General features: G+C 65.9%; 13 protein-coding genes. 7 read left to right on the top strand and 6 right to left on the bottom strand.

Annotated features, from left to right (window positions below; translation table 11 throughout):
* Positions 1-375, top strand: a 375-nt coding sequence (locus AAG801_RS34685; RefSeq protein ID WP_341892502.1) for a LysE family transporter, incomplete at its 5' end; no start/stop codon positions are given.
* A gap of 8 nt (positions 376-383) precedes the next feature.
* On the opposite strand, the gene AAG801_RS34680 is transcribed toward AAG801_RS34685, so the two are convergent.
* The 5 genes from AAG801_RS34680 to pcaQ all read right to left on the bottom strand — a co-directional run bounded on the left by AAG801_RS34680 (position 384) and on the right by pcaQ (position 4,316).
* Entirely contained in the window at positions 384-701 is a 318-nt protein-coding gene (locus tag AAG801_RS34680; protein WP_341892503.1) for a TfoX/Sxy family protein, read from the bottom strand.
* Positions 702-784: 83 nt separating this feature from the next.
* The gene (locus tag AAG801_RS34675) at positions 785-1,447 is read right to left on the bottom strand and encodes a suppressor of fused domain protein (protein WP_341892501.1); all 663 of its coding nucleotides are present in this window, start codon (positions 1,445-1,447) and stop codon (positions 785-787) included.
* 41 nt (positions 1,448-1,488) lie between these two features.
* On the bottom strand, positions 1,489-2,697 hold the full coding sequence (locus AAG801_RS34670; RefSeq protein ID WP_341892500.1) for a DUF418 domain-containing protein: 1,209 nt from the start codon (positions 2,695-2,697) through the stop codon (positions 1,489-1,491).
* Positions 2,694-3,305, bottom strand: coding sequence for a TetR/AcrR family transcriptional regulator (locus AAG801_RS34665; protein ID WP_341892499.1), 612 nt, complete (start codon positions 3,303-3,305; stop codon positions 2,694-2,696). The genes AAG801_RS34670 and AAG801_RS34665 overlap by 4 nt, the downstream gene beginning before the upstream one ends.
* Positions 3,306-3,386: 81 nt before the next feature.
* Positions 3,387-4,316, bottom strand: coding sequence for a pca operon transcription factor PcaQ (gene pcaQ / locus AAG801_RS34660; RefSeq protein WP_341892498.1), 930 nt, complete (start codon positions 4,314-4,316; stop codon positions 3,387-3,389).
* A 137-nt stretch (positions 4,317-4,453) separates the two neighbouring features.
* Between pcaQ and AAG801_RS34655 the strand changes: the two genes are divergently transcribed.
* Positions 4,454-5,467, top strand: a complete 1,014-nt coding sequence (locus AAG801_RS34655; RefSeq protein WP_341892497.1) for a tripartite tricarboxylate transporter substrate binding protein — start codon at positions 4,454-4,456, stop codon at positions 5,465-5,467.
* Here AAG801_RS34655 and AAG801_RS34650 read toward each other — a convergent pair.
* The gene (locus AAG801_RS34650; RefSeq protein ID WP_341892496.1) at positions 5,439-6,044 is read right to left on the bottom strand and encodes a MarR family winged helix-turn-helix transcriptional regulator; all 606 of its coding nucleotides are present in this window, start codon (positions 6,042-6,044) and stop codon (positions 5,439-5,441) included. The two genes, AAG801_RS34655 and AAG801_RS34650, sit on opposite strands and share 29 nt — an antisense overlap.
* A gap of 146 nt (positions 6,045-6,190) precedes the next feature.
* On the opposite strand from AAG801_RS34650, the gene AAG801_RS34645 reads away from it, so the two are divergent.
* The 5 genes from AAG801_RS34645 to AAG801_RS34625 all read left to right on the top strand — a co-directional run bounded on the left by AAG801_RS34645 (position 6,191) and on the right by AAG801_RS34625 (position 11,969).
* A complete protein-coding gene (locus AAG801_RS34645) occupies positions 6,191-7,195 on the top strand; it encodes a tripartite tricarboxylate transporter substrate binding protein (protein ID WP_341892495.1) in 1,005 nt (334 codons plus the stop codon).
* Positions 7,196-7,224: 29 nt separating this feature from the next.
* Positions 7,225-8,253 (top strand): Bug family tripartite tricarboxylate transporter substrate binding protein, encoded by a 1,029-nt coding sequence (locus AAG801_RS34640; RefSeq protein WP_341892494.1) that lies wholly within the window; start codon positions 7,225-7,227, stop codon positions 8,251-8,253.
* Positions 8,254-8,284: 31 nt separating this feature from the next.
* Positions 8,285-9,628, top strand: coding sequence for a sulfatase-like hydrolase/transferase (locus tag AAG801_RS34635; RefSeq protein WP_341892493.1), 1,344 nt, complete (start codon positions 8,285-8,287; stop codon positions 9,626-9,628).
* Positions 9,629-9,868: 240 nt separating this feature from the next.
* The gene (locus tag AAG801_RS34630) at positions 9,869-10,798 is read left to right on the top strand and encodes a DUF2971 domain-containing protein (protein WP_341892492.1); all 930 of its coding nucleotides are present in this window, start codon (positions 9,869-9,871) and stop codon (positions 10,796-10,798) included.
* A 130-nt stretch (positions 10,799-10,928) separates the two neighbouring features.
* On the top strand, positions 10,929-11,969 hold the full coding sequence (locus tag AAG801_RS34625) for a hypothetical protein (protein ID WP_341892491.1): 1,041 nt from the start codon (positions 10,929-10,931) through the stop codon (positions 11,967-11,969).
* Positions 11,970-12,297: the final 328 nt, after the last annotated feature.

Below are 12,297 nucleotides of genomic sequence, written 5' to 3'. Positions count from 1 at the left end.
GCGTGGATGGGCGTGCAGCTGCTGCGTGCGCCGGCCGCCACGCAGGCCCGGGCCGCGGAAGACGCGGCCACGCCGGTGAAGGCGCTGCTGTCGGTGTTCGTGCTCACGCTCGCCAACCCGATGACGATTTTGTCGTTCGTCGCCGTGTTCGCCTCGCTCGGCAGCGGGCATGTGGGCAGCGGCAGCGGTGCGGCGCTCACGATGGTGCTGGGCGTGTTCCTCGGCTCGGCGCTGTGGTGGCTGGGGCTGTCGAGCATCGTGTCGATGGTGCGGCACAAGCTCGGCGCACGCGTGTTGCAGAGCATCAACAAGCTGTCGGGTGCGCTGCTGTTGGGCTTTGCGGTGTTTCAGCTGTCGACGTTGGTGTCGCGCTGACGAACGATCTAGCCCGCTTTGGCGGCCGGCTTGCGGCGCACGGGCTTGCGCGCACCCAGCGCGCTGGCCAGCGCCTTCGTCGCCCAGTCGCGCAAGGCGTGCGGGTCTTCGAGCGCATCGACCGGGGCCTCGTAGTAGCTCGCGACCTTCACGGTCGAGGCGCTGGTCGCGTACGAGAACGGCAGCGCACCCAGGCGCTCGAAGTCCGGCCGGGTGGCGTCGTCCACCCGCAGGTACAGCGTGCCCTTCATCACGAAGGCGAACTGCACGCCGGCCTGCACGAGGCCGAAGCCGCCGAAGAAGCGCTTGACCTCGATGGGGCCCATCGCGCCCAACGACTCGGCCAGCTCGAGTGCTCGCCCGTGCGATCGCTCGGCACCGCCGACGGCGGTGGCAGCTTTCGCGCGGCTCAAGCGACCGCCTTGCGCCGCGCGTCGGTCACGGGCGCGCCGCCATGCACTTCGAGCAAGCGCAGCAGCGCCTCGGAGCTGTGGGCCTTGGCCCAGTCGCGCTCGGAATCGTTGATGCCGACCAGGTGCAGGAAGTCGAAGCGGCCCGAGTCGAGCTGCGCCGTCGCGGGGTAATGCCTGGGCTCCATCAGCACCACATGGCGCAGGGCCACGGTGCCTTTCTCGCGGATCGCTTCGCCGACGGGAATGCGGTCGCCGTAGTCGAAGGGTTGCTTGTCTTCACCGAAGTGCGAGTGCGCGAGCAGCACGTTGTAGGCGAGCAGGCGGCGCAGCAGCTTGATCGCCCACTGGTCCTGCGGCTGCGACGGCACTTCGATGACCAGCTCGGAGCCGATCCACGAATAGCCTTCGGGGTCGTAGTCGGCTGGTTCCGTCTCCCACGGCGTGGAGGCGCCCGAGGTCACGTACAGCCAAGTGTTGCGCACGGGCGTGGGCGCGAACTCGAACACGCCCAGGTGCAGCCAGCACGGGTCGACGTCTTCGGCGCCCAGCGCCTTGAACTCGTCAAAGTCCAGCACGTAGATGCCGGTGCGCTCGGGGCCGAACAGGCGCGGGTAGAGCGTCTCTTCGCGGTAGGCCCACACGTCTTCCATGGAACTCATCGGCGCATCCTCCTCGTTTGGAACGACGGGATTCTCGTCGCTCAGCGTGAACTGTGCGAACTGCTCGAACGATAGAGCGCCGGCCATTCGAGGTTGGTGAACGCGCGCAGCACCCACTCCACCGGACCATACGCAAAGCGTGCCAGCCACCAGCGGCTGATCACCAGCTGCGCGCCGAAGATGCCGAAGGCGACCATCAGGCTCACGAACGGACCGAACTCGCCGATGAGCCGCAGCCCGTACGCCAGGAAGAGCCACGCGCACACCGCCGACTGCAGCAGGTAGTTCGACAGCGCCATGCGCCCCGCCGGTGCCAGCACCCGGGCCACCCATGCGCCGCGCGGCGAATCGAACAGCAGCATCAAGGCGCCGACATAGGCGGCCGTGAGCAGCGGCGCGGTGAAGAGCCCGGCGGCCAGGGCCAGCACATCCCAGCGCGAGCCCGGTGCGAAGACGCTGGCCCACGCATAGAGCGCCGCGCCCGGCACGCCCACGAGCAGCCCCGGCACCAGCAGCCGCTTGAACAGCGGCCGGCTTCGCCGCGCCCGTGCGAACAGCCGGCGCCGGCCCTCGATGACGCCCGCGAAGAACATCGCCAGCGCCATCGGCGCCTGGATCAGCCCGAGCACCAGCCACACCTGCGTCAGCTCGTACAGGTGCTGGCCGATGACCGTCAGGGGCGTGCCGCGGTAGGCCGCGAGCGCCGACATGGCCTGCGCCCACGCGGCGCGGGTGTCGGGCGGGTCGCCGACCAGCGCCACCAGCACGCCCACGCCGCCCCACACCAGCGCCGTCGCCAGCACCAGCCGCCGCGCCCAGCGCGCCAGCGAGGCATCGCTGCGCGAGCGCACCGCCAGCAGCACCACGCCGAGCACCGCATAGGTCGTGAGGATGTCGCCATGGAACAGCAGCACCGCATGCAGCGCGCCGATGAGCCACAGCGCGGCGAGCCGGCGCGACAGGCGCGGCACGAAAGGCTTGCCGCTGCGTTCGGTCGACTGCATCTGCAGCGTGAAGCTGTAGCCAAACAGGAACGAGAACAGCAGGTAGAACTTGGTCTCGAAGAGAAAGGCGATGGCAAAGGCCGCGGCGCGGTCCAGGCCCGTGCGCATCATCGGGTCGGGCAACGGCAGGCCGTAGAAGGGCGAGGCGAACGCGCCGATGTTCACCACCAGGATGCCCAAGAGCGCAAAGCCACGCAACGCATCGACGAGCGACTGGCGCTCGGCGGCAACCGGTGTGTGGCTCATGTGCCCCGCCCCGGCTTCGCAAGAAAGCGGCTCGCCACGCGGCGCAGCATCGGCGCCTCGCGCGCGGGGTCGAAGTCCGTGTCGAGCGCCAGGCGCGAGAACACGCCGTCGATCAGCGCGGCGATCCAGTTGGCCGATTGCACGGGGTCGAGCTCGGGGTCGATCTGCCCGCGCGCCGCGGCCTTGCGCAGCAATGCGGCGAGGCCGTCGCGCATGTCGGCGTCGCCCGCGGCCACGCTGGCACAGACCACCGGGTTGCGCAGGGTCTCGGCGGCCACCTCCAGCGCCAGCCGCGAGTAGCTGCGGTCGGAGGCGAAGACCATCACCACGTCGAGAAAAGACAGCACCACCTCCAGCGGGTCGGCCGGGTCGTCGTCGATTGCGGCGAAGTAGGCGGCCGTGTCGCGCCGCTCTTCTTCGGCGATGGCTTCGATGATGGCGTTCTTGCTCGCGAAGTAGTGAAAGAGGTTGCCGGGGCTCATGCCCGCGGCGGCGCAGATCTGCGCGGTGGTGGTGGCGTGGAAGCCACTGCGGGCAAAGCAGTCGGCGGCGGCCTCCAGGATCTGGCGGCGCTTGGCCTGCTGGCGTTCGGGGTCAACTTTGCGCACGGGGGTTCTCGCGGATGGCAGTCATCCGCCATTATTAGACCGAGCGCTCGATCTATTCTGAAGAAACCCTGAAAAAACCCTTCAGGAAGCGCGCGTGGCCGCAATGCCCCGGATGGTGTCCAGCAGCAGCCGCGCGCCCTCGCCCGTCTCGCCGCCGCGCCGCACGGTCACGCCCACGGGGCCTTCGGTGCTCGCCGTGTCGATGGCCACGCGCTTCAACTCACCGCGCGCCACGAAGCCCTCCACCGCGCCCTGCGGCGCAAACCACACGGCGTCGGAGCGCTGCAGCAGGCTCACCGCAAAGCTGGTGTCGGTCGCCTCCACCAGCCGGGCCGGCAGCGCGAGGCCTTGGGCGATGAGGAAGGCGTCGGCCGTGTGCCGGATCAGCGTGCCCGACACCGGCAGCACCAGCGGGTACGCGGCCAGCGCGTCGAGCGTGGGCTTGCGCCGCGACGCCAGTGGATGGCCGGGCCGCACCACCAGCAGCAGCACTTCGCTGTACAACTGCTCGAAGGCCAGATCGGCCATGGCCGAGGCCTGCGCCAGCCGCCCGAGCACGAGGTCGATTTCGCCCTGGCGCAGCTGCGTCATCAGCTGCGCGTTGGTGCCGCTCACCACGCGCACGCGCATCGCCGGGTGCGCCGCATGCAGCCGCGCGACGGCCTCGGGCAGCAGGTGCGCCGCCATGTTCGGCAAGGCGCCGACCACCACGCGCAGTTGGTCGGCCTCGGGCTGGTCCATCGCCAGGCCCAGGCCTTCGCGCAGGCCGCGCAATGCCGACACCGCATGCCGCACCAGCACCTCGGCGGCGGGCGTGAGCTCCACGCCGCGGCGGCGGCGCAGCAGCAGCTGGCGCCCGACGATCTCTTCGAGCTCGGCCACCGTCTTCGACACCGCGGGCTGCGTGAGCGACAGCGCCTCGGCCGCGCGCACCAGGTTGCGCTCTTGCGCCACCATGACGAGGCATTGCAGGTGGCGCATCTTCAGGCGCTCAAAGTTCATGGCTGACATGCGGTTCTCCTCGAAGCCCGTGGGGCGACGTGCTTTCAAATATAACCAGAGGGAATAGCTGGCAGAAGAGACTTCAGTTGTGCCGCGCCCCGCACCCTTCTAGAGTGCCGTGGATACGGAGACAGACAAAGCAGCCCATGACCACGATTTTTTTCTCGAAGCCTTCCTCTTCCTTTGGTACGCGCCGCCGCCTCACGCTCGCGGCCGCCTGCGCCGCACTGGCCCTCGGCCTCGCCGCGCCGGCCGCACACGCCCAGGCGACCTACCCCGCGAAGCCCGTGAAGTTCCTCGTCAACTTCCCGGCCGGCGGCCCCATCGACATCCTCGGGCGCGCGCTGGCCGATGCGCTGCAGAAAGACCTGAAGCAGCCCTTCGTGGTCGACAACCGCCCCGGCGCGGGCGGCAACATCGGCGCCGACGCCGTGGCCAAGAGCGCGGCCGACGGCTACACCGTGCTGCTGGGCATCGACAGCACCTTCACCATCAACCCGCACCTGTACGCGTCGATGCCTTACGCGGCGAAGGACCTCAAGCCGCTGATGATCTTCAGCTCGTCGGGCCTGAGCTTCACCACCGCCGCGTCGGTGAAGGCCAAGACGCTGCCCGACTTCATCACCCAGGCCAAGGCCGAGCCCGCCACCTTCAGCTCGGCCGGCAACGGCAGCCCGGGCCACATTGCCGCCGAGATCTTTGCGGGCGCGACCGGCGCGAAGATCGTGCACGTGCCCTACAAGGGCAACGCCCCGGCCGTGATGGCCATGCTGGGCAACGAAGTGCAGGCCGGCATCGTCGCCACGCCCGGCGTGCTGCCGCAGATTCAAGGCGGCAAGCTGCGCGCCCTGGCCGTCACCGGCCGTCAGCGCGCCCCGCTGCTGCCCGAGGTGCCCACCGTGGGCGAGCTGGGCCTGAAAGACCTCGAGTTTGAAGTGCTCTACCTCGCCATGGTGCCGGCCGCCACGCCCGAGCCCGTGATGCAGACGCTGCGCCAGTCGCTGCACAAGGCGCTGGCCCTGCCCGAGCTGAAGAGCCGCCTGGCCTCGCTCGACATGGTGCCGCTCGCCGAAACCGACAGCGCCGCCGCCACGCGCCTGGCCACGGCGCAGGCGCGCTATGGCCGCATCGTCAAGGCGACCGGGATGAAGGTGGACTGACGGCCTTGGCCTTGCCGGTGCGCGTCGTGTGGTTCTTCTTGCCGTTGCCTGCTGCCGCAGCCGCAGCAGCAGCCGCCGCGTGGCGCCCCCGGTCGGCCTTGGGCAGCACCGCCTGCGCGACCATCGTTTCGGCGTGCGCCTGCAGCCGGAGCAGCGCGTCGTCGAAGCGCGCGGCATCGTCTGCGTCGAGCGTGCCCATCAGCTCGGCGTTGATGCGCGTCACCAGCGGAAACAGCTCGTCGTACAGCACCTGCCCCGTCGCCGTGAGGCCCAGCCGCACCTGCCGCCGGTCGCCCGCCAGCGCCGTGCGCGACACCAGCCGCTTGGCCACCAGCGAGCCCACCGCCTTCGAGGTGCGCGCCCGGTCCAGCTGCGCATGCTCGGCCAGCTGCGACGAGCCCAGCTCGCCCCGGCTGGCCAGCACCGCGATCAGCCGCCACTCGCGCCGCGTGATGCCGAAGCGGCCCTCGCACAGCCGGATCACCATGCTGCCCGCCACCGCGAGCAGGCGCGACAGCCGGTACAGCAGCAGGTCGTCCAGCGGGCGGCGCGGCAGGGTGGCGGCGTCTTCGGTCATGGGGCGGGGTCTCGAAAGGCCGGGTAAATCCGGGCGATGGTTGATTTGATCAATCGACTGTAGCGTCTCCAGAATCGTCCGCAGCCGCGGCCACCCGCCCGGCCCCCTGCAGTACGTACGCCGAACGAGACCCGGAGACATTGACGATGCCCCAGCTTCCCGACCCGACCCGCCGCCGCGCCCTCGCCACCCTTGGCGGGCTGGCCCTTGCACCGCTTGCTCCGCTTGCGTTCGCGCAGCAGCCGCCCGCCTTCACCCCCGGCCAGCCCATCAAGGTGCTCATCGGCGTGCCGGCCGGCGGCACGCAGGACGTGCTCACCCGCGCCATTGCCCACCAGGTGCGCGATTCGCTCGGCCCGCTCATCATCGACAACCGCTCGGGCGCGGCCGGCCGCATTGCGGTGGAGGCCGTGAAGACCGCGGCGCCCGACGGCCACACCCTGCTGCTGGGCACCGCGAGCATGATGACCATGTTCCCCAGCGCCTACCGCAACCTGTCGTACGACCCCATCAAAGACTTCGTGCCGCTGGTGAACGCCGCGCGCTTCGAGTTGGCGCTCACCGTGCACAAGGACGTGCCCGCCAACACGCTGGCCGAGTTCATCACCTGGGCCAAGGCGCAGGGCGACAAGGTCAGCTTTGGCTCGTACGGCGCCGGCACGCCCTCGCACTTTCTGGGCGAAATGCTCAACCGCGCGGCCGGCCTGAAGATGGTTCATGTGCCCTACCGCGGCTCCACGCCCGCGCGCCAGGACGTGATGGGCGGCACCGTGCCCGTGTACTTCGACACCATCGGCGGCGCGCAACAAATGCTGCCCACCGGCCGCGTGAAAGTGCTGGCCACCAGCGGCGACAAGCGCTCGCCGCTCATGCCACAGCTGCCCAGCTTCGTCGAGAGCGGCTACAAGGACGTGGTGGCCACCGCATGGTTCGCCTACTACGCGCCGCTGAAGACACCGCCCGCCACCGCCGAGAAACTGCGCGCCGAAATCATCCGCGCCGTGAACTCGCGCGACGTGCGCCAGCTGCTGCTGCAGAACGGCATGTACCCCGTGGCCGACGGCCCCGATGCGCTCGTGAAGACCATGCGCGAAGACATCGCCCGCTGGGCCGGCATCATGAAGGCCGTGAACTTCCAGGCCAACGACTGACCGACCGATAGACAACCAGGACACCCTTCATGATCCCGCGCACCCTCTCCGCTTCTTCCGCTTTCGCTTCCTCTTTCACCCCCACGCGCCGCCGCCTCGCCGCCTTGCTGGCCATGGCCGGCATCGTGGCGGCCATCGCCGCCCCCACGCTCGCGCGCGCGCAGGCCGCGCTCGACAGCCCGCTGCGCATCGTCGTCGGCTATGCGCCCGGCGGCGCCACCGACCGCGTCGCGCGCATCGTGGGCGACAAGCTCACCGCCAAGCTCGGCGTGCCCGTGATCGTCGAGAACAAGCCCGGCGCGGGCGGCCGCCTGGCCGCGCAACAGGTCAAGGCCACGCCCGCCGGCCAGAACGTGTTGATGCTCGCCAACCCCGCCGTGATGATCGTGGCGCCGCTCGTCTTCAAGGACAACGGCTACGAGCCCGAGCGCGACTTCGTGCCCGTGTCGCACGTCAACGCCTACGACTTTGCGCTGTCCGTGTCGCCCACCCTGCCCGTGCGCGAGCTGAACCATTTGCTCGCATGGATGCGCGCCAACCCGCAGCAGGCCAACGTGGGCGTGCCCGCCACCGGCAGCCTGCCGCACTTCTTCGGCCTCATGGTGGGCGAGAAGGCCAAGGTGCAGACCCAGGTGGTGGGCTACCGCGGCTCGGCCCCGCTGCTGAATGATTTGATCGGCGGCCAGGTGCCCATTGCCGTCGACACCGAAGACGTCGTGCTGCCGCAGCACAACGCCGGCAAGCTGCGCATCCTCGCGCTGTCGGGCGAAAAGCGCTCGCCCTTCGCGCCGAATATTCCGACCTTCAAGGAAGCCGGCCTCGACCTCGCCGCCACCGGCTGGAACACCTTCTTCGCGCCGGCCACCATGCCCAAGGACAAGGTCGAACGCCTGGCCACCACCATCCACGCCGTGATGCAAGACCCCGACACCCAACGCAAGTTCAAGGACGCCGGCATGACGCCGGTGGTGAGCACCCAGGCGCAGACCGCCGCGATGCTCAAGGCCTACAAGGCGCAGTGGGCCCCGGTCGTGCAGAAGTCCGGCTACCAGCCCTGATTGAAGAAGAGAACCAACCTTCCAGCGACCTATGACGACAAGCAGCAGCAACGGCAGCACCCGCCCCAACATCATCTTCATCGTGGCCGACGACCTCGGCTATGCCGACCTCGGCTGCTACGGCGGCCGCGACGCGCCTTTTGGCCGCGTGTCGCCCGTGCTCGACGGCCTGGCCGCCAACGGTTTGAAGCTCACGCAGGGCTACTCGAACTCGCCCGTGTGCTCGCCCACGCGCTTCGCGATGATCACCGCGCGGTACCAGTACCGCCTGCGCGGCGCGGCCGAAGAGCCCATCAACAGCAAGAGCCGCGGCAGCACCACGCTGGGCCTGCCCACCGAGCACCCCACCCTGCCGTCGCTGCTGAAAGACAGCGGCTACAAGACCGCGCTCATCGGCAAGTGGCACCTGGGCTACCCGCCCAGCTTCGGCCCGCTGCGCTCGGGGTATGAAGAATTCTTCGGCCCCATGTCGGGCGGTGTCGACTACTTCACCCACTGCGATTCGGCCGGCCGCCATGACCTCTGGTACGGCGAAGAAGAGCACAAGGACGACGAGGGCTACCTGACCGACGTGCTGTCCAAGCGCGCCGTCGACTACGTCGAGCGCATGGCCACGCAAGAGGCGCCCTTCTTCCTGAGCCTGCACTACACCGCCCCGCACTGGCCCTGGGAAACCCGCGACGACGCCGACAAGGCGCCGCTCGTGAAGGACAACCTGTTCGACCTGTCGGGCGGCAACATTCATGTGTACCGCCGCATGATCCATCACATGGACGAGGGCATCGGCTGGATCATGGCCGCGCTCGAAAAGCACGGCATCGCCGACAACACGCTCGTCGTGTTCACCAGCGACAACGGCGGCGAGCGCTTCTCGGACAACTGGCCGCTCGTCGGCGGCAAGATGGACTTGACCGAAGGCGGCATCCGCGTGCCATGGATCGCACACTGGCCGAAGGTGATCGCCAAGGGCAGCGAGAGCACCCAGCTGTGCATGACCATGGACTGGTCGGCCACCATGCTCGACGCCGCCGGCGTGAAGGGCGACGCAGCGTACCCGCTCGACGGCGTGTCGCTCATGCCCGTGCTGAAGGATGCGACCCAAAGCTTCCGCCGCCCGCTGCACTGGCGCATGAACCACCGCGGCCAGGAAGCGATGCGCGACGGCGACTGGAAGTACCTGAAGGTCGACGGCAACGAGTACCTGTTCAACATTCCGGCGGATGAGCGCGAACGCGCGAACCTCGGAAAGAAAGAACCCGAGCGGCTGGCGGCCATGCGGGCGGACTGGTTGAAGTGGAACGCGACGATGCCCGCGATTCCGGAAGATGCGACTGTGAGCCTTGGGTATTCGGTTAAGGATATGCCGCAGCGTTGAGCTCCTCAGCGGCGACGGGTTTGGGGTTTTGATTTGTTCGACTTGTAGTAGTCAGCCTACGACAAGTCGAACAAAACGAACTTCCTCATCGTGGCGATGCGTGCGGTTGCGGTACTGCTACCGTCTATTGCGTCCGACTTTTCGGTCGATGCGATTTCTTGATATGCGTCTACTACGGCGACGAGGTCTATGGCATCCTCAGCGCCAAGGCCATATTTGAAATGGCTAGAGGCCTACCTTATGAGCAAGCATCTTTACAAGTATGTCGGCCACGGGTTCATCGACAAGGTATTTTCCGGCCCGGAGATCGTGACCTTGAAATGCGGTTACCCGACTGAGTTCAACGATCCGTATGAACTTTTTCTCACAATGGACTTCACCGAGAAGCCTGAATTAATCGCCTTCTATGGCGATGTAGTCGGGGATCTACCGCAATTGCCGACGACTTGCTTCTCCCGATCACCTTCGGTAGTTCCGATGTGGGCTCACTACGCGAACAACCTTCAGGGGTTCGCGTTGGAACTAGATGAGGATGAGTTAAGCAGACACTTCCCTGAAAGCCTTTTTAAAGACGTCACCTATCAAGACGAGCCCAGTGATGCGGTCGCCGGAAACCTCTATCGCGCCTACGTGATCGGAAAGTTCAGATACATGCACTTCCTTCAGGCATCAGTTTTTCACGCTGCCTATTTCACCAAGCAGCTTTGCTGGAGCTATGAAATGGAGCGAAGGATGGTTGCCGATGAGTCAGAGATCACCAAGCGTGATGGGATGGTTCTACTTGATGTACCTACGAGTTGCATAAAGTCGATCGTGTGCGGACCAAGAGCATCAGAAGAAACGGTGACCGTTCTGCGCGGCCACGCCGACTCAATTGGCTGTCGGTTTCTACAGATGAAAATTGGTCGAACTTCCGGCATTCCATTCTTTGTTGCCCTCAGTGGAGAGCCGACCATCTTCGCCAACGGAAGTTTCACCCATTCCCCCACCTTCTGTTCGGGCTGCAAGGAGCCCATCGGCAGTGGTGCCGAGCAGTGTTCTTGGTGCCTGATTGATGATTCACATCGAGAAAATGCGGCTGCACGGAACTCATACCGACTCCTTCATCAGCACGGTTTGCTAGAGGGCTATCTAGAAGGCATAAACAATATCGGACGCGACCAGAGCTAACCGACTCCCCTAACTTCCGGGGCGCCGAGTGCGATCATTGCACGCGCAGCTTGAACCTCTAGCTCTAACCTCTACATCGAATACTTGTGAAGGGCGTCGATTGAATGAGTCCATTAACTGGAGTCCATAGGTGACCGGCGCGAATTTCGATGAAATGTTCGCCCAGCATCTGCAAGACATGCGAGAAATGGAGAGAGAGGAGCTTCGCAATGCAGTCGATCAGATCGAGACCTTCAAGCGGCTAGCTCAGTCAAAGGGCGTCGTTCTCACAGAGGCCTCTTTCCACCACGCTCCTGCACTCGGAGTCACGGCATCTGCCCCCGCGCTCTTGCGAGCGCTGCTCGACATCGAACCCAATGGCCGCGACGGGCTTTTTGGTTGGCCGGATCTAAGGCGAACGCTCGAACTCAGCAATATCGGCGGAGGGTGCCTTCGCGGGGACGGATTTATCGCTATGGCGCACCCCTGCTTTCGCAGGCAGATGCGCCTCAAGAACAACTGGGCCCCGAGGTTCATCGACTTGTTCTGGGCCCTCGACAACGACGGTTTGCAAAAATCTGTCGCTCTTGACGAGGACAGGGTGCGGATAGACCTGGATGGCCCGATGTACATGGAAGCCGACACTTGGTACGGGCCACCGTTCAATGAGGACGTCTCACAGATCGCACCCGGAAACGTGAAGCTCAGGCCACCTGCAGAACTGAGCAATTCACGCGTACAAATGTTCTTCGCGGACGCCTACTGCATCGATGTGAAATGGTCCAACGCCGGTGACATCAAGACGTTCCAGGCGTTGGAGCTGAAGACGGAAGATGTTCAGCTGAAGTTGGGTAACGGCCTATTCCACCCCGCCCGCTATCTCCACGCCGAGTTCGACACGCAACGTGGCACTTTCCGCCACTTCGACGGCGCAATCCAGTACCTCACCGCTGCGGAGTACTTTGCGCGCCGCGACAGTGATTTCAGCATGACGTACAAGAGCACGCAACACGTGAAGCCGACGTCCAAGAAGGTCTTCAAGCTGAATGGAGCCATCGAAGTCAAGACCTGGGTCGAGCTTTCATCACACTTTTTTGCCGGAAATCCGTTGATGTTCGAGTACTTCAATGGCGCCCTCCCAATGCACATCCTGAGGATTCTGGAGAGGCTTCGATCACTTCCCGCATCCTAGCGACTGCGTTCGTCTGCATTGCCGACAGCCTTCGGTCCTCTACAACGCCATTACAAGGCACTATTTCCCGTCTGCTCTTGCTGCAAGTGGTCCGCGCTGTCGACGAGGGAGTGACAAGCGCTCTGCGCTGGATGCCTGTATGGCAGGATCGGCTCCCATGATTCACGAATCGCGCTTCTGGAAAAACGACCTTCTAAAGTCGGCCTTGTCGCTCGAGAGGCGACTGTCTCAGCAACGCTGGTCAGATGGCACATTCGCCGATGTGGAGAAGCGAGTAATGCTCGGTTGTTACGCTATTCGAAAGCTCATAGAAGCGAAGAAGATCGAT

It is taken from the genome of Variovorax sp. YR752 (assembly GCF_943372545.1).
This window is presented reverse-complemented; position numbering and strand designations above follow the sequence as displayed.

Excerpts from the sequence above, each read along its gene's own strand:
- AAG801_RS34680 (WP_341892503.1), bottom strand. The coding sequence starts at position 701 with ATGGGCCCCATCGAGGTCAAGCGCTTCTTCGGCGGCTTCGGCCTCGTG.
- AAG801_RS34675 (WP_341892501.1), bottom strand. The coding sequence starts at position 1,447 with ATGAGTTCCATGGAAGACGTGTGGGCCTACCGCGAAGAGACGCTCTAC.
- AAG801_RS34670 (WP_341892500.1), bottom strand. The coding sequence starts at position 2,697 with ATGAGCCACACACCGGTTGCCGCCGAGCGCCAGTCGCTCGTCGATGCG.
- pcaQ (WP_341892498.1), bottom strand. The coding sequence starts at position 4,316 with ATGTCAGCCATGAACTTTGAGCGCCTGAAGATGCGCCACCTGCAATGC.
- AAG801_RS34655 (WP_341892497.1), top strand. The coding sequence starts at position 4,454 with ATGACCACGATTTTTTTCTCGAAGCCTTCCTCTTCCTTTGGTACGCGC.
- AAG801_RS34650 (WP_341892496.1), bottom strand. The coding sequence starts at position 6,044 with ATGACCGAAGACGCCGCCACCCTGCCGCGCCGCCCGCTGGACGACCTG.
- AAG801_RS34645 (WP_341892495.1), top strand. The coding sequence starts at position 6,191 with ATGCCCCAGCTTCCCGACCCGACCCGCCGCCGCGCCCTCGCCACCCTT.
- AAG801_RS34640 (WP_341892494.1), top strand. The coding sequence starts at position 7,225 with ATGATCCCGCGCACCCTCTCCGCTTCTTCCGCTTTCGCTTCCTCTTTC.
- AAG801_RS34635 (WP_341892493.1), top strand. The coding sequence starts at position 8,285 with ATGACGACAAGCAGCAGCAACGGCAGCACCCGCCCCAACATCATCTTC.
- AAG801_RS34630 (WP_341892492.1), top strand. The coding sequence starts at position 9,869 with ATGAGCAAGCATCTTTACAAGTATGTCGGCCACGGGTTCATCGACAAG.